This is a genomic window from Chondromyces crocatus, from assembly GCF_001189295.1.
Taxonomy (GTDB): Bacteria; Myxococcota_A; Polyangia; order Polyangiales; family Polyangiaceae; genus Chondromyces; species Chondromyces crocatus.
The window spans coordinates 8,347,307-8,364,595 of the sequence record NZ_CP012159.1 but is presented as its reverse complement, the minus strand read 5'-3'; the positions used below and the strand labels follow the sequence as shown (position 1 = coordinate 8,364,595).

Annotated in this window: 9 protein-coding genes; 2 read left to right on the top strand and 7 right to left on the bottom strand. The window is 70.4% G+C overall.

Annotated features, from left to right (window positions below; translation table 11 throughout):
- Window positions 1–370: 370 nt before the first annotated feature.
- From CMC5_RS30080 to CMC5_RS30065, 4 genes are all read right to left on the bottom strand, one after another.
- A complete protein-coding gene (locus tag CMC5_RS30080; protein WP_169796709.1) occupies window positions 371–4,429 on the bottom strand; it encodes a tRNA wybutosine-synthesizing protein 4 beta-propeller domain-containing protein in 4,059 nt (1,352 codons plus the stop codon).
- A gap of 214 nt (window positions 4,430–4,643) precedes the next feature.
- A complete protein-coding gene (locus CMC5_RS30075; RefSeq protein ID WP_050433622.1) occupies window positions 4,644–5,507 on the bottom strand; it encodes a sterol desaturase family protein in 864 nt (287 codons plus the stop codon).
- 541 nt (window positions 5,508–6,048) lie between these two features.
- Complete coding sequence (locus CMC5_RS30070) at window positions 6,049–6,624, bottom strand: hypothetical protein (RefSeq protein ID WP_050433621.1); 576 nt, start codon at window positions 6,622–6,624, stop codon at window positions 6,049–6,051.
- A 16-nt stretch (window positions 6,625–6,640) separates the two neighbouring features.
- Window positions 6,641–6,973, bottom strand: a complete 333-nt coding sequence (locus CMC5_RS30065; RefSeq protein ID WP_050433620.1) for a hypothetical protein — start codon at window positions 6,971–6,973, stop codon at window positions 6,641–6,643.
- Between the two features lie 213 nt (window positions 6,974–7,186).
- Here CMC5_RS30065 and cysS point away from each other — a divergent pair, with 213 nt between their 5' ends.
- Window positions 7,187–8,734 carry a cysteine--tRNA ligase gene (gene cysS, locus CMC5_RS30060; protein WP_050433619.1) on the top strand — a complete coding sequence of 516 codons (1,548 nt, stop codon included), beginning with the start codon at window positions 7,187–7,189 and terminating at the stop codon, window positions 8,732–8,734.
- 36 nt (window positions 8,735–8,770) lie between these two features.
- On the opposite strand, the gene CMC5_RS30055 is transcribed toward cysS, so the two are convergent.
- On the bottom strand, window positions 8,771–10,336 hold the full coding sequence (locus tag CMC5_RS30055) for a right-handed parallel beta-helix repeat-containing protein (protein WP_156338960.1): 1,566 nt from the start codon (window positions 10,334–10,336) through the stop codon (window positions 8,771–8,773).
- Window positions 10,337–10,463: 127 nt separating this feature from the next.
- Here CMC5_RS30055 and CMC5_RS30050 point away from each other — a divergent pair, with 127 nt between their 5' ends.
- Window positions 10,464–10,832 carry a hypothetical protein gene (locus CMC5_RS30050; protein WP_050433617.1) on the top strand — a complete coding sequence of 123 codons (369 nt, stop codon included), beginning with the start codon at window positions 10,464–10,466 and terminating at the stop codon, window positions 10,830–10,832.
- A gap of 73 nt (window positions 10,833–10,905) precedes the next feature.
- Here CMC5_RS30050 and CMC5_RS30045 read toward each other — a convergent pair whose 3' ends face one another.
- Both CMC5_RS30045 and CMC5_RS30040 read right to left on the bottom strand, forming a co-directional pair.
- Window positions 10,906–11,544: a hypothetical protein gene (locus CMC5_RS30045; RefSeq protein WP_050433616.1), complete on the bottom strand. Its 639-nt coding sequence runs from the start codon at window positions 11,542–11,544 to the stop codon at window positions 10,906–10,908.
- Between the two features lie 48 nt (window positions 11,545–11,592).
- On the bottom strand, window positions 11,593–17,265 hold the full coding sequence (locus CMC5_RS30040) for an excinuclease ABC subunit UvrA (protein ID WP_050433615.1): 5,673 nt from the start codon (window positions 17,263–17,265) through the stop codon (window positions 11,593–11,595).
- Window positions 17,266–17,289 lie beyond the last annotated feature (24 nt).

Sequence of the window (17,289 nt, the reverse complement as noted above, 5' to 3'; positions counted from 1 at the left end):
CGGTGCCGGGATGGACCGAGCCGCAGAGTGCTTGTGTCTGCGTGCCCTGACGAACTGCCGAGGCACGCGCCCAGGACAAGAGCAACCCGCGCTCCAGACCCAGAAGCTCCGTGCATGCACGCACGCTCGCTCTCGCTGAAAGGGGGACGATCGTCTTCAGGGCCTCCCTCGCGTCGTTGTGAAGCAGCTAGTCGAGCATCCAGGCGGGTGGAGAAGAAGAGAGCCCCGCGTGCGCGCAAGGCACCGTGGAACGTCGCGCAGAACGAGCGAGCCCCGCACGAGGGGCATCGCGCAGGACGTTCGGAGCGTGAACCCTGCGGTGCCGCCCGAGGGGGGCCGCCCTCGTTGAATGGCAGGCGGTGGCGCCGACTCAGGCGTGACGCCGGTCGCTCGCGTCATGGCGCCTTCTCGTGCGACGGAGGCCGAACAAGCTTGCCAGCACGAGCCAGGTCGAGACCCCCGAGCGGGGGCCCTGGGAGGGGACTTCGCAGGTGAACCCCCCGAAGACGAGGGGAGACGGGGCTGCGTCGTCCTCCTCGATGGTTCCTTCCTCCTCCGCGGGGAGGCCTCCTGCGCTGGTCTGACCACCGCTGGCAGCGGACGTGGAACCCGTCGCGGAAGAGCCACCGCCCGAGCCCACGCCACTACTTCCCGACGTGGCGGAGCTGCTCGATGTGTGCCCGGCGCCAGCGCCGCCGCCCGAGCCCACGCCGCCACTTCCCGACGTGGCGGAGCTGCTCGATGTGTGCCCGGTGCCGGCGCCGCCGCCCGAGCCCACGCCGCCACTTCCCGACGTGGCGGAGCTGCTCGATGTGTGCCCGGCGCCAGCGCCACCTCCCGAGCCCACGCCGCTACTTCCCGACGTGGCGGAGCTGCTCGACGCATGCTCGGCGCCAGCGCCACCGGCTCCGCCAGCGCCACCGGCTCCGCCAGCGCCACCAGGTTCTGCGCCGCCCGCGCTGGCCCCTGCACCGCCTGAACCCATCCCGCCCGAGCCCGTGCTGCCTGCGCTCGTGACCCCTGCGTCTGCACCGCCAGAGCCTGCGCTGTTCGCACCAATGCTGCCCGCGCCCATGCCGCCCGCGCTGGCGTCGCCCGCGCCCATGCCGCCGGACCCCATACCTCCTGTGCCCATGCCACCCGTGCCGCCCCCGCCTCCCGTCCCAGCGCCTGTCCCTGCGCTCGCACTCCCTGACCCCTCCTGCCCCGTCGAGCCCGGGCCACCGCTGGAGACGCAGAAGCCGAGCAAACACACGCCGGAGCCCTCGAATGGCTCCCCAGGGACGAAGATCCGGGTGTCGGTCGTGGTGCAGATGCCCTTGGAATCGCATCCACCCGTGACCAGGATGCGGCCGTCCTCGAGCGGCACCGAGGCATGCGCGTACATGCCGGCGGCCAGCAAAGGAACATCCTTCCAGGAGCCGGTCGCCCCATCGTCCGGATCGTACTGCTCGACCCGGGTGATCAGCTTGGCGGGGGTCCCCACGAAACCCCCGACGACCAGGAGTGTGCCGTCGGGCAGAAGGTCGGTCGTGAGAAGATTTCGGCGCTGCTCGGTCTCCTTCCCCGCTCGCCAGGTGTTGGTTGCGGGCATGTAGCGTTCTGGCCAGTTGCTCTGCCCGACGACCATCACGTCGCCATCCTGGAGCAGGGCTGCCGTGTGCCGGATGCGGTACGACCTGTTCGGCCCGGTGAGCGTCCAGGTGTCGAGCGTGGGATCGTAGATCTCGCTGGTGGGGTCCGACCTTCCGCCGACGATGAGGATCCGAGCATCCTGCAAGCGCGTGGCGGTGTGGTTCTCTCGGCCATGGGCCATCGGCATGGCGTAGGTCCACGTGTTCGACACGGGATCGTAGAGTTCTGCGCTGTTCTCGGTCGCGCCGCCGCCGGCGACCAGGACCTTCCCATCGTCCAGCCGTGTGGCCGTGTGTCCTTGTCGGGGTCGGCTCATGGGGGCGACCGTGGTCCAGCTGTTCGTGATGGGGTCGTAGCGCTCGGCGCTGGCGAGGGCCGGGCTCTTCACGCCACCGGTGACGAGCACCGTGCCGTCCAGGAGAAGGGTCGCCGTGTGCAGACCACGGGCCTGAGCGAGGGAGCCCGCGGACGTCCAGGTGTCGGTGCTCGGATCGTAGCGCTCGGCGCTGTCCTGGTACGTGACGCTGTACCAGGAAATGTTGCTCGGTCGAGCCCCACCGGTGACGAGCACGGTGCCGTCCAGGAGACGGGTCGCCGTGTGGTAGCCGCGGCCCGTGAGCAATGGCGCCGCGATCAACCACCCCGCCGATGTCGGGTCCGGGCAGGACTCACCGTCCGGTCCTGGAACGGAGGGCCCGCAGGCGTTCGTCATCCCGGTGGGATTGCAGACTGCGGGGACATGGCAGCTCTTCGAGGCGGTACAGACCAGGGGGTCGGTCCCGATACACGTCCCCGCATGACAGGTGTCGGTCTGGGTGCAAGAGTCGTAATCGTTGCAGCTCGTTCCGTCGCTCAACGGGATGAAGGTGCAAGCGCCGAGAGCGGGATCGCAGACCGAGGCGTGGCACTTCTTGCTATAGCTCCCGCAGCTGAGCGGCCGACTGACACAGACGCCCGACTGGCACTGGTCATCGATCGTGCAGCGATCGGCATCGTCGCAAGGGGTGCCACCGGGGCTCGGACCCTGGATGCACGCGCCGCTGACCGGATCGCAGATCGCGCTCTGGCATGTCCCCTGGGCCGCACAGAGGACGGGCGCCCCGCCGACACATGCGCCTGACCGACACGCGTCGACCTGAGTACACGCATCGTGGTCGTCACAGGGGGTGCCATCCGCTGCCGGTGAACCCGTGCATGCTCCTGCCTGGCAGGCATCGGTGAGGGTGCAGGGGCTTTCATCATCGCAGGGCGTGCCGTTGGCCACGGCAGCTCCGCGGCAGATGCCCTGCTGACAGGTGTCTGCCTGAGTGCATGCGTTGCCGTCGTCGCAGGTCGGGCCGGACAGGGGCGTACACTTGCCGGCCTGCGATGCACCCGCCGCGATCGAGCAAGCCTCACACGGCCCATCGCACGCCGTGTCGCAGCAGACGCCGTCGACACAGGCTGCGCCCTGGCAGTCGAGCGACGCGCTGCAAGGCGTGCCCGGCGCGACGAGCGGCAACGCCTCGACGTACCGGCTGAAGCTCGTCGACAGGGGACCAGGCTCGGCGGGCTCACCTCCCGGGGTGAGCAGTCTGCCCTTCACGAGCACCGTGGTCGCCCTGCCATGACCCTGGTTCATGGGAGGGCCGAGAGACCAGGCGTTCGTGACAGGGTTGAAGATCTCGAGCCGCGTGGGCGTGTGGTAGGTCTGGGAGGTGAGGGTGCAGGACGCGCTGTAGCAGGGGGTCCGCACGTGCTCGATGCCGTTGGTGATCAAGGCCCGGCCGTCAGGGAGCAGGAGGGCGGTGAGCGACCTCAGCCCGTAGGTGGAGTACGGAGCCTCCTCCTTGCCGCCGACCCTGCCGGGGGCGGCTGCCCAGGTGTTGGTGCTGGGATCGTAGATCTCGGCGTCCTCCTTGGACCGATTCACGCCTCCCACGACGAGGACCCGACCGTCCGGGAGCAGGATAGCGACGTGCCCGATGTGCGGATGCACCATGAGGGGGGTGTCGCTCCAGGTATCCGTCGGTGGATGGTAAACCTGTGCGTGGACACGCTCGGGGGATGATCTGGGGTGGTTGTGCGCGACGAGGACGTCGCCGTTGCTCAGGAGGGTGGCCGTATGGTTGTGGCTCCGGCTGCTCATGGGGGAGCACGGGCTCCAGGCGTTCGTCGGAGGATCGAAGATTTCGCAGGAATCCTGAGTGTTCCCGAGATCGTCCGACGCCTTGGTCGTTCCACCCGTGACGAGGACTCGACCATCGAGAAGGCGCGTGGCGGTGTGACTGGTGCGTGGCCCACTCATGGGCGGCGCTTGTGTCCACTGCTGCGTGGTCGGGTCGTAGATCTCCACGGAACGGTGCGCTCGATTCAGGGGATCGGTGCCCCCGCTGATCATCACGCGCCCGTCCAGAAGCGTCACGGCGGTGTGGTGGATGCGGGAGGCGGCCATCGGCGCAGTCAGGGTCCATTGGCCGCTATCCGGGTTGCGGAGCAGGGCGCTCGAGAGGATTCCCTCAGGACCTTCGCCACCGACCAGGAGCACCCTCTCGTCGGCGAGCATCGTCGCCGTGTAGTTTCCACGGGGCCCGGGGAGAGGCGTGGAGATGATCCAGGTGCCGACGAGTGGGCTGGTGGCCTCGTGGACCGTCTCCACCGCGCGGGGAACCTCGCGGTCCTTGCACGCCGTGAGCGGTGACGCGAGGCCGAAGGCGATCGCCAGGGACCCTGCGCGCTGTAAGGCGCTGCGACTCGTCTCGGGCAGCTTCACGCCACCCCGGGAATGCTCTCGCCACTGTCCACTGCGCATCATCGACACCTCCACGAGCGGGTCGGACCGTGCTGCACACCTGGTGGAGACCCACGAGCGCGCACACGAGCGTGACGAGCCCTGTCGCTTCGCTCGGCGTCGAAGCGGGGTCAGAGACGAGGCTGGGCGGCGCATGCTGAGGTGCGCGCCACCCCGCCGACATTCAGGGCAGGGTCTTCCGCACTGCAGAGAGAGGTCAGGAGCACCTCCTCCGCCTTCATCGTGGCAGGGGCGGAGTGCGAAGCGTCTGGTGAGGGATGGATCCGGAGGATGGCTGGAGCGACCTCTCCTCCGTGCGGGGTCGGGTGAAGGGATGGCCGAGCTGCGCGAAGTAGCCGCGTGGCCAGGGCTCCGTGAGGCCGAGCGGGTACGTCTCCGGTCCTTCGGGACAGTGGTAGGTCCCGAAGAGTCGGTCGAGGTATGGCGCCAGGTTGGCGAAGTTGTGGGACGTGCGCTCCACGCGCGCGTGGTGCCAGTGATGCAGCTCCGGCGCTCCCAGGATCCAGCGCAACGGCCCGAGCGGGAGCCGTACGTTCGCGTGGATGAACACCGCCCACAGGCTCCTCACCACCACCAGCGCGCCCATCGCTTCGAAGGGTAGACCCAGGAGGATGCCCGGCAGGTTCAGCCAGAGCTGGGTGAAGAGTCCGTCGAGCGGATGCTCGCGGTGCGCGGCGAGCCAGTCGAGCTGCTCGACGCTGTGGTGCACGGCGTGGAACCGCCACAGGAAGTCGTAGTGGTGACACGCACGGTGAAACCAGTAGACCAGCACGTCGCCCAGGACGAGCGCGATGCCTCCCTGGATCCAGAGGGGCCACGCGGCGGCGGTCGTGCGAATGGCTTCGAGGGCCGTCACGTCGAGACCACGGGCCACGGCGCCCAGTGCCACGGTCACCAGCCCGGCGAAGACCAGGTGCTGCCCGAGGAAAAAGCAGAGATCGACGCCGATCGCTCGGCGGAAGACCCGCTGATCGGGGCGTGCCGGGAAGGCTCGCTCCAGCGGGGCGAAGACGAGCGCGATCATCAGGAGACTGGAGGCGGTGGCCGCGGTGCTCGTGGCAAGCCAGGCGAGAGGCGTCATGGCTGGCTTGGCAGGGGGACAGGGTTCGCACCCGGCATCCGCTCTGGCGTGGAGACGAAGCCCGACTTCGTGCCTGGGAAGAAGGTTGGGGATGCGGTCTGGGTGGGCGACGGCGTCCGGGATCCACCTGGCAGGGGGACCTCGTCCTGCGCAGGCTGTGACCCCCCTGGACGCGGGAGGATGGCGTCACTGGCTCCCTTTGCATGACCCGCGGTCGGCGTGGTCGGGGGGACCGCGGGGTCTTTGGTTGGGGACGAGGCCTGCGAGGAGCCTGACTCGGAGGGGGGCTGCGCATCGGGGGTGGTGCGGGTGCACCCTCCCACGCCGGCCTGGACGACGAGAAAGCCCGCCGTTCCGAGGGAACTACAGAGGGCACCGGCGCGGACGAGCTGCCGCCATGCGCCACCAGGGGGTGAAGGATGTGTCTCGGGATTCATCGACGCCTCTTGCCGGGGACCGGCCTCCAGGATGGAGCGCCCGCGCCCTGGCCGCATGAGACACACGATAGGTCCCGAAGATGGGCAGGAGGCGGAGATCTGTCCTACGGACTCCCACCCACCGTGTTGGCGAGCCAGGCATCGAACCCGCGCTGCGGGTCGTCGACGTCGAACGGAAGGACGATCGTCCCTTTCGGCAGCAGCATCTTCCACGCGGGATCCAGGTGCTGGAGGCCGCGCAGCGCCGCCACCACGCGCGCTTCCCCGAGGGAGGCTGGGGGAGCGACTCCGAAGCCCGCACAGGCTACGACGATGGCTTCCACACGCTCGGCCGGGGTGCGCTCGTTCCCTGACCAGAGCGCGCCCACCAGCGCCTCGGCCTGGAGCAGCTCCCGCCGATCGTCACCGAACCCTCGGTAACGTTCGGGCCCGCTCATGCGGTTCGCCTCATCGTTGATGCGCGCGGGGTCGGCTCCCCCGTCGACGCGCCCCCAGAACCCTGCGCGCAGACCGAAGGCCCCCTCCGCCACGAGGTGGAACAGGTCGTGCGGCAAGAACGCGCCTGCGCTCGGGAAGACCCACGACACCTCGCTGCCGTCGCTGCGATGCACGTAGATGCGGCCGCGCTGGCCCTGGATCCGGACGAACGAGGCGCGGAGGAAACGAGGCGTCGTACGCATGCGGGCGGTCCCCTGCTCAGAAGGGGCAGATCGGGTTGTTCCAGCCGCAGGCATCCCGGTTGATGCACCAGCGCCCGTCGGAGGTCTGCCAGGCGTTCATGGCAGGCCCACTGGCACACTGCACCTGGGGGCCGGCGACCTCACAGTCGTGGTTCGGATCGCAGTCCGGAGGGGCGAGGTCGGCGGAGGCGCTGCTCACTTCGGTCGTGGCAGCGAGATCGACCCCCTCGGGAAAGGCCTCGCCTGGAGCGCGTGTGGTCCCCTCCTTGGCCTCCTCGAAGACACATCCCCCGAGCAGCGAGGCCTGGAGGACGAACAGTGCCGAGACCCATCGCAGCAGCGTTTTCATCGGTCCCCACCTTCACGTCCCCTCCCCCTGGAAGGGACTCCTCAGGAATTCTGCGCGATGGACCGCCGCACGGACAGCCCGACCAGCGCTCGTGGCCGCGCGTGCGCCTGACAACCCATCGCTTTCCTGCCCATTCCCTGATTTTTCACACAGGCCTTCCCCGTGGTATCTACCCACCTCTTTCACTGCCCTCACCCCCGGAGAGCTGCGCCGATGCCCTTGCACGTGTTCAACACCGCCTCGCGAGCGCTGGAACCCTTCGTTCCTGCCAACCCCAAGGTCGTGCGCATGTACGTGTGCGGCTTGACGGTGTACGCGCCGATGCACATCGGACACGCCCGCACGTACTGCTTCTGGGACACGTTCCGGCGCTGGCTGGAGCACAGCGGCTATCACGTCATCGGCGTCATCAACTACACCGACATCGACGACCGGATCATCGCAGGGGGCGAGGAGAGCCGGGGCTGCGTCGATCTCGCCGAGCAGATGATCGCTGGTTTCCGCCGCGACTGCCGCGCGCTGCACATCAAGGACTACGCGGCGTACACGCGCGCGACCGACTTCGTCGACGAGCAGGTGAGCATGGTCGCGCAGCTCATCGAGAAGGGGCACGCTTACGTGAAGGACGGTGAGGTCTTCTACGAGGTGGCGTCCTTCCCGCGCTACGGCGCGCTGTCGCACCGGGTGCTGGCCGAGCAGGAGGTGGGCGCCTGCGGCCGGCTCGAAGAGGACATCGCGCGCAAGCGGCACCCCAACGACTTCACGCTCTGGAAGCCCTCGGATGAGGGGCAGCCGGCGTGGACGACGGGCCAGGAGGGCTGGCCTCAAGGGCGACCCGGGTGGCACATCGAGTGCTCGGCGATGAGCACCGCGCTGCTGGGAGATCATTTCGACGTGCACGGCGGCGGGATCGACAACCTCTTCCCGCACCACGAGAACGAGGTCGCGCAGAGCGAGCCCCTCTGCGGCCACCCCTGGGTGCGCTACTGGCTGCACCCGGAGCACCTGGATCTGCGCGGCACGAAGATGAGCAAGAGCCTGGGCAACGTGGTCGGCGTGTCCGATCTGGTCGAGCGCCACGGCGTCGACGTCGTGCGGTGGTTCTTCTCGACGCACCACTACCGCACGAAGCTGCCCTTCGACTGGGATCTCCTGGAGCAGGCCGCGGCGGGCTACCAGCGGATCAAGCGCCTGGTCGACGTGCTCGCCGAGCGGCTGAGCGGCGCCCCCGCCTCGGTCTTCGAGCTGCCTCGCGGGAGCTACCCGAGCCAGCGCCCCCCGGAGCTGCGCGTGCCCCGCATGCGCCACACCTACACGACGGGCAAGTTCGGCGCGGCGAGCGAGCAGTTCATCGAGAAGTTCACCGCCGCCATGAACGACGATCTCGACGCCCCCACCGCGATGGCCGCGCTCTTCGAGTACGTGAGCGGGCTCTACGCCGCAGGGATCGAGGCCCACCCGGAGGTGGCCGAGCTCCTCCCCGTCTACCGCTGCCTCACCGCGCACCTCGCCATCTTCGGCGTCGAGATCGCGCGACCGGAGCTGCACGCCGAGGTCTGCGTCGACTACGCCGTCCCTCCCAGCTCGGGAGCGGCCGCGGGTCGAGGTGGCGACGAGGTCGTGGACCGGCTGCTCGCCCTGCGGACCCAGGCGCGGAAGGACAAGGACTTCGCCAAGGGCGACATGATCCGGAAGCTCCTCATCGAGGCCGGTGTGGAAGTGGAAGACTCGCCGCAGGGCACACGCTGGTCCGCCCGGTAGCGAGCGCGACCTCCCCGCGACGATGGATGGCGTGGACTACCGAGCGTCCACGCCGTCGAACAGGATGGGCGCCGCGATCCTGGGCGCGCCTACCGTGAAGAAGCCCCGACTCCGACGCTCCCCCTCCGGCACCAGGCGGACACCGAGGCGCTGGCGCGAGCCCTCGTCCCCCACGGCGATGATTCCGCCGATGAGCCCCACCCCCTCCGCGCCCCCCCGGACCTCCAGTCCCCCCACGTCGACGCGGACCGCGCGCCCGTTGTCGTGGATCAGCGCGTTCGAGATGCGCACCCCGGTGGTCCTCGGTCCTGCGCCGGCAGCTCCAGGCAACACGACGTCGCGCACCAGGATCCCCTGCGCCCCATTGCCGCTCACCACGGCGCCATCGATGGCGATGTCCGCCCCGGCCTCGATGACGATCCCGGGCCCGCGGTTGCCGCGCGCGAGCACATCGGTGAGCGTGATCTCGCGGGGGACCTCGGGGTAGCCGCTCCCGATGAGGATCCCTGCGCCACCGACCTCTCCGTTGTCCGAGAAGGAGCCACCAACCACCCGGATGCGCGTGGCCGGACCGTGGGCCAGCGCGCCCGGGTAATACGCGCCATAGGCGTCCGACGGGAGCTCCGGCACCCGGATCGGCGGCCCGCCGTTGGTGCCGATCAACAGCCCAGCGCCGCGGTTGTGGTGGGCGTGATGGTCGACGACGGTGATCTCGTGGGCGTCCGAGATGGAGAGCCCTGGCGGCGGCGCGTTGATGGGTGGCTCGTTCCAGGCGTGGAGGGTCTCGCAGCCCCGCACGGTGAGGTGGTGCGTGCCGCTGGCGAGGTACATCCCCGCCTTGCTGATGCCATCGACGTGGATCCGTTCGAGCAGGCCGCTCGTCCCTTGCGATGTGGCGAGCCCGGACATCTTCAGCCCGCGCGCCACCTGGGCGCGGGCGTTCATGCGGATGCGCACGTCGGCCACGTGGACGTCAGGGCAGCGGTTGAGCTGGATCGCACCCGCGTCGCTGACCCCATGCCCCCCGGGCACCTCGATGGTGAGGTGGCGGAGCCTGAGCCCACGCACGGGCAGCAAGGGCCGCGTATCCCCCTTGTTGACCAGGATCGCGAAGCTGTCGGCTTCCAGGAGAATGCGGGTGGTGCCATCGGGCGCGCCTTCGAGGGTGAGCCCATCGACCTCGGGACGGATGGGCACCTCGCGCAGCGCCTGGCCTGGCGCCTGGCGAATGACGTAGTCGCCCGAGGGCAACTGCACGCAGGGGGCCTGCTGCGCGCTGGCTGCGCGGATGGCGCGCTGGATGGCAGGACCATCCCCCTCGGGAGCGCCCTGGCCGGCGCCGAACGTCCTGGCATCGACCGGGGTCTGGCAAGGGGTGGATGAAGAGGCGACCTGCCCCTGGGTCGAGGGGTCGGCCTTCGAGGTGACGGGGGGTGGGGTCGTTCCCGGGCTGGGCGAACCGACCACCGCGGGACCGACACAGCCCGTGGTGATCTGCAGGAAGAACGGGCAGAGCGCGCCGAGCAGACGCCCCAGGGAGCGGGGCCGGGGCGGGTGACGCAGAGGGATGTGCCTGGGCGAGCGCATGGGCGGCGGCGCCATCGAGTGTACCTCTGGTCCCACACCGGGGCGGGGAGGACGACGCGCTCGGGACGGCGCTGGAGGGGAGGGGGGGGCTCGACCCTCGCACGGGCCACGACGCGCGGTGCTTCACGGGGTAGACTATGGCGTGAGTACCAACATGCCGTCCGATGTGCAGGAGACGAGCTACCTGGACGCGATCTTCGCCGCGCTGCGCGGCGCAGGGCAAAAGCTCGACAACGCCCGTGGCTGGCTCACCAGCGCGGAAGCCACGAGCGCCTCCGCGTGGCGCTTGCAAGCACTCGCCGCCGCGAGGGGCGCCCAGGGGGAGGCCCGGGCCTACGTGAAAGAGCTGGAGGGTCGCCTCGCGCAGCTCGGGCCGGGGGCCGAGCTGCCACCTCCGCTCGATGTCCTTCCGGAGCGCCTGGAGGCCATCCGCAAGGATCTCGACGCCACCGAGCAGCGCATCCTGAGCATCGCCTCCGCCGCGGCCACGCAGCCTCTCGGGCAAGCTTGAGCGATCAGGGGCAAGCTCGAGCGATCGAGCCCCCTCGACCCGGGCGGTGACCCCGCTGGCTCCGGCCAGCCGGTCAGTTCGCGGACAGGTCGACGCTGGTCACATCCCAGCAGAGTTGCAGGTCGATCTCTCCCTTCACGCTGTCCTTGTCCGTCGCGAGGTCGAGCTTGATCCGCGTGCGGCTGCCCGACTTCTCGGGCGCCGAGACGAGCTGGACCGAGCCCTGCGCTGGCAGCACCGTGCGCTTCGGTCGTCCCGGATCCGACGTCGTCAGGATGTGGGTCGGGTTCATGATTGCCGGGTTGCCCGGGTCGGCTCCGAACGCCACCTGCCCGGCCTTCCACTCGATCTGCAAGGTGAGCATCTGGTTGCCCGCCACCGGCGTGACCAGGTCGTCGCACGACGTCGCGTAGTCCGTGAGGCCGATGAGCACGCGCCCTTTGTCGCTGCCCCCCAGGTTGAGCGCTGCCTTGGGCGAGAAGGGCTTGCCGCCGATGGTGCCAGTGACGGTGGGGGGTGTGGGGGGCAAGTCCACGTGGGGAGCGGGGAGGGACGAGGGGGTGGAGAGGGCATCGCCGGAAGGCGTCGCCGAGGGCGCTGGCGCCCCGGAGGCGGCTCCCGTCGGTGAGCCCTGGGCCGGAGCCGTGGGAGGCATGGCGGGGGCGCAGCCCCACGCGAGGGCGAGCGGCGCGAAGAGCCAGGCGCGTCTCATCGAGATCGACCTACCACGGTGAGGGGCCGGACAGGGGGCGCTCCACGCTCACCCCACCCGACCGAACAGCTCCTTCAGCACTTTCCCTGTCGCCGTCTTCTTCTTCGCGATCTCCCGCGGCGTCCCCTCGGCGACGAGCTGACCGCCGCCCGAGCCGCCCTCCGGACCCAGCTCGACGATGTGATCCGCCCGCGCGATCACCGCCGGGTGGTGCTCCACGATCACCAGTGTGTCCCCACGCTCCACGAGCCGATCGAGCACGTCGAGCAGCCGCGCCACGTCGGCCAGGTGCAGGCCCGTGGTCGGCTCGTCGAGCACGTACAGCGTGGGCTTCGGGCGCAGGCCCGCGGTCAGCTCGCTCGCGAGCTTCAAGCGCTGCGCCTCTCCACCCGACAGCGTGTGGGACCCCTGTCCGAGGTGCAGGTAGCCCACCCCGAGGTCGCACATCGTCGCCAGCGGTGCCCGGATCTTGAGGTGGTTCGCGAACAGCTCCACCGCCTCCTCCGCGGTCATCCCGAGCACGTCGCCGATGCTGCGCCCGTTGTACTGCACGTCGAGCGTCGCCGGCTCGAACCGACCGCCCCCGCAGGCCTCGCACACGGTGACGGCATCCGGCAGGAACGCCATCTCGTGGCTGATCACGCCTTGCCCCTCGCAGGTCGGGCAGCGCCCCCCCTTCGCCGTGTTGAACGAGAACCGGCCCGCGTCGTAGCCCCGGATCTGCGCGTCCGGCGTCGCCGCGTAGAGCCGCCGGATCTCGTCCCAGATGCCGAGGAAGGTCGCTGGCACCGAGCGAGAGGTGCGCCCGATGGGGGACTGATCGACGGCCAGCGCCCGGGTGAGCCCGCGCGGGAGCCGCAGCGCCTCGTGCGGCCCTGGCTCGGGCGCTTCCAGGCCGAGCCCGCGCCGGATGGCCGGGTAGAGGACCTTCTGCACCAGCGTGCTCTTGCCGGATCCGCTGACGCCCGCGACCACCGTCATCCGACCCACCGGGATGTGCAGCCGGTCGACGCGGAGGTTGTGCGCGCGGGCGCCGATCAGCTCGACGTGCGCCTCGGCCGGCGGCCTGGGGGGTCGCGCTGGCGAGGCGAGCGACGCTTCGGCGGCGAGTGCGCGACCCGTGGGCGAAGCTGGCGACGAGAGGACCTCGGCCGGCGTACCGGCCGCGAGGATACGGCCTCCGCTCCGACCCCCCGACGGGCCAAGATCCACGAGGTGATCGGCGGCGCGGATCGTGTCCGCGTCGTGCTCGACCATCAGGATCGTGCTCCCCGTGTCGGCGAGCTTCCGCAGGTTGCCGAGCAGGCGCTGCGTGTCCCGCGGGTGGAGGCCGATGGTCGGCTCGTCGAGCACGTACAGCGCGCCCGTGAGCCCGCTGCCGAGCTGCGCCGCGAGCCGGAGGCGCTGCATCTCGCCGCCCGAGAGCGTCCCTGCCGGGCGATCCAGAGCGAGGTAGTCGAGCCCCACCTCCGTCACGAAGTCCAGGCGACGGCACAGCTCCCGGTGCGGCGCTTCGGCGATGCGCGCACGGTCCCCCGTGAACGCAAGGGTCCGTGCCCAGCTCGCCGCATCCCCGACGGCGCGCCCTGCGGCCTCGTGGTAGCGCTCTCCCGCGAGCCGCACCGCGCGTGGGATTGGCGCGAGCCGGGAACCTTCGCACGCCTCGCACGGCTCGGGGGTCTGGAGCGCGTCGTCCGCGTGCCCGGAGACCCCGGTGCCCTCGCACGACTCGCAGCGACCTTGCTTGGTGTTGAACGAGAACCAGCGAGGATCCAGCTCGGGGACGCCCTGCCCGCACCGGGGACAGGTCCGCGTGGTCGAGTGGAGCTGCGTGTCCCCCTTGGCGTCGACGATCTTGAGCGAGCCCTTGCCGAAGGTGAGGGCCCGGTCGAAAAGCGCCCGATCGAGATCCGCGAGGCGACCCTCGTAGATCACCAGGTCGATCGAGTGCTCCTTGCGCTTGTCGAGCTTGGGCGGGACGTCGGTCGAGCAAGGGACCCCATCGGCGATGGCCTGCTGAATGCCGGCGCGCGCAGCCGCCGTGAAGACGTCGAGGTAGGTACCTTTGCGCGCGACCACCGCCGGCGCGAGCAGCGTGCGCTTGCCCCGCGTGGCGCGGAGGTCGTCGTAAAGAGCCTCTGCCGCGCGTCCCTGGATGGGGATGTCGCACTTGGGACAGTGCGCATCCCCCACCTTGGCGTAGAGGAGCCGCAGGTAGTGCGCGATCTCGGTCACCGTGGCGACGGTGGAGTTCGCGCCGGAGCGCGTGGTGCGCTGCTCCAGGGCGATCGACGGCGGGACGCCCGTCACCCGGTCGACGTCGGGGCGCGGGAGCGTGGGCAAGAACTGCCGCGCATAGGGCGTCAGCGTCTCGAGGAAGCGGCGCTGGCCCTCGGCGAAGACGACGTCGAAGGAGAGGGTGCTCTTGCCCGAGCCGCTTGGCCCGGTGACGACCACGAGCTTCCCATGGGGGATGGAGACCGACACCTCGTGGAGGTTGTGCTCGCGCGCGCCGGTGACCTCGATCGCGTGCGGTAGCTCGGCGTGTGCAGGCCTGCGGAGCCCCTCCCTGCGCTCCGCTCCGGGAGCGTCCGCCGAGGCCACCGCGCCATCTGGAGCCTGCTTCTTCGCGTCGGCCCGTCGGCGTGGGCGCGATGCCGAGGCCACGCCAGCCTCTCGATCCGCCGCACCCTCCGCACGCACTCCCTGCGCGAACCACGCCGCCAGCGCCTTGCCGGTGCGCGTGTCCGTGCGCGCCACGTCCTCCGGCGTACCCTCGGCGACGAGCGTCCCGCCCTCGATCCCGGCGCCTGGCCCGATGTCGAGGATCCAGTCCGCTGCTCCGATGACGTCGAGATCGTGGTCGACCACGATGACGCTCGCCCCCGCAGTGACCAGGGCGCTCAGCGCTGCATTCAGCCGTGCGACCTCGCTCGGGTGGAGGCCCGCGCTGGGCTCGTCGAGCAGGAACAGCGCCCCCACACAGGCGTCGGCCAGCGCGCGCGCGACCTTCAGCCGCTGCGCCTCGCCGCCCGAGAGCGTGGACAGCGGCTGCCCGAGCCCGAGATACCCCAGGCCGAGCTGCTGGAGCGGCCGGAGCGTGCGCTGGATGGCGCCCTCGCTGGAGAAGACCTCCAGCGCCTCGTCGATGGTCAACGCGAGCACGTCGGCCACGGAGCGGCCGTCGAGCTTCACCTCGAGCACGATGTCCTGGAAGCGGCGCCCCTTGCAGCTCGGGCAGGTGACCGAGACGTCCGCGAGGAACTGCATCTCGATCGTCTCGCTGCCCTCGCCGGCGCACGCCTCGCAGCGCCCGAGCGCCACGTTGAACGAGAAGTGACTCGGCGTGAGCTTGCGTTCGACCGCGCCAGGCTGCTGCGCGAACAGCGCCCGGATCCGGTTCCACGCGCCGCTGTACGTCGCAGGGTTCCCGCGTGACGTGCGGCCGAGTGGCGATTGGTCGACGAGAGTGACGGCCCGGATGCCCGCCGTGTTCTCGACACGCGTGTAGATGCCCGGGGGGTCGACGTCCTTGTAGCCCCGCGCCCGCGCGATGTGCCGGTAGAGGATCTCCTCCACGAGCGTGCTCTTCCCCGAGCCGCTGGGACCGGTCACGGCGACGACGCACCCGAGCGGGATGCGCGCCGTGACGCTGCGCAGGTTGTTGGCGCGGGCGCCGACGATGGTGATCGTCTCGTTGAAAGACCGGCGCGCGGGCACGCTGGCGGCAGGGGGTGGCAAGCGCGGGCGAGCTGCCGGCGACCCATCGTGGACGACCTTCCCGCCCTTGCGACCGGCCTCCGGCCCCAGCTCCACGACCCGATCGCTGACCTCGATGACCAGCGGCTCGTGCTCGATGACCAGCACCGCATTCCCGCTGTCCGCCAGCTCGCGCATGCAGCCGAGCAGCGGCGGGATGTCGCTGGGGTGCAGCCCGACCGTCGGCTCGTCGAGCACGAACAGCGCCCCGGTGAGCGACGTCCCCAGCGCGGCCGTGAGCGAGACCCGCTGCGCCTCGCCGCCCGACAGCGTGCGGGCCTGCCGATCGAGGGTCAGGTAGCCCAGCCCGACCCGCTCCAGGTACGTCAGCCGTGCCGACAGCTCACGCCGGGAGAGCTCCCCTTGTGTCGTGGTGGCCCGGAGCGCGTCGAGGCGCGTCCGCGCGTCCCGCAGCTCCAGCCCGTGCCAGGCCGCGAGATCCAGCCCGCCGACCTGGTAGAGCAACGACTCCGGGGAGAGCCGCTTCCCCCCGCAGCTATCGCACGGATCGTACGCGCGGTAGCGCGCGAGCAGGACGCGCACGTGCATCTTGTAGGTCCGCGTCTCCAGCCACTTGAACCAGGCCCGGACACCGGGGAACTTCCCCCCGCTCCACGACCCCTCGCCATCGAGGACACGGTTCTGCTGCGCCTCGCTCAGCTCCGACCAGGGACGATCGAACGGGATCCCTTCTCGCTCGCAGAAGCGCTTCAGCACCCGGCGCTCCCAGGTCGTCGACTTGCCGGACCAGGGACGGATGGCGCCGTCGTCGAGGGCGCGATGCGGCTCGGGGAAGACCTTGTTCCAGTCGATGCCGATGGTGCGCCCGAAGCCGCGGCACGCAGGGCACGCGCCGGCTGGGCTCTGGTAAGAGAACAGCCCGGGGCGAGGCGGATCGAACGAGCGCGCACACGACGGACAGGAAAGGCCCCGCACGAGCGGAACCCGGGAGAGACCCTGCCCGCTCGTCCCGTCACTACTCACTGCGCTGGGCGTGTTGACGCTCGCCCCGTTCGCATCGAGCGCCTCCGACCCCTGGGCGGAGGCTGCGGCCTTCTTTTTTCCACGGCTCGTCGCGCCTCGACCCTTGCCGCGGCCCGCCGTGGTCATCGCCACGGAGGCATCGTGGAGTGGCGTCTTGGCCCTCCTCCCTCGCTTCTTCTCCTGCGGCTCCAGCGGCGCCGCCTCTGCCTCTGTTTCTGCGACACCCCCGACCGACCCGTTCGTGGACGGGCTCGCCTCCGGCCGCACGACGTGAAGCGCAGCCGCGCCACCTCCTTGCCGCCAGGCCTCCTCGATCGCCGCGCCGAGCCGCCGCCGATCCTGCTCCGTGAGCCGGAGCCGATCGACGATCACGTCGATCGCCGTCCCTCCCGAAAGAGCCTCCGAGGGCGCGATCTCGTCGAGATCTCGTGCCTCGCCGCGGACCAGCAACCGGCGATACCCCGCCCCTGCGAGTGACTCGCGGACATCGAGGTACGCCTCGGGACCCAGCACCGGGACCCGGTACGTGACGAGCGCCTTCGCCCCCGCGTGTGCCGTCGCGACGCGCTCCGCTGCCGCGACGGGATCCGTGCGCTGGGCGGGGACATGGCAATCCGGGCACACCGGGATGGCCTCGCGGGAAAACACCGCGGACAGGTAGGGCTCCAGATCGGCCATGGTCGCCACGGTGGAGCGCGAACTCTTCACCGGCGCGCGGCGATCCACGGCGACACCGGCCGCGACCGGATCGAGCGACTCGATCGGCGGCCGCTCCAGACGCTCGAGGAACTGCCGCGCGTAGGGGCTGAAGCTCTCGACGAAGCGCCGCTGTCCCTCGGCGTAGAGCGTGTCGAGGGCCAACGACGACTTCCCGGCCCCCGAGACGCCGGTGATGGCCACCAGCTCGCCGGGGTGGAAGTCGAGGTCGATGCTCTGGAGGTTGTGGGTGCGCGCGCCGCGAAGTCGGATGGGGTGCATAGAGGGAGCGACTGGAGCGCCACG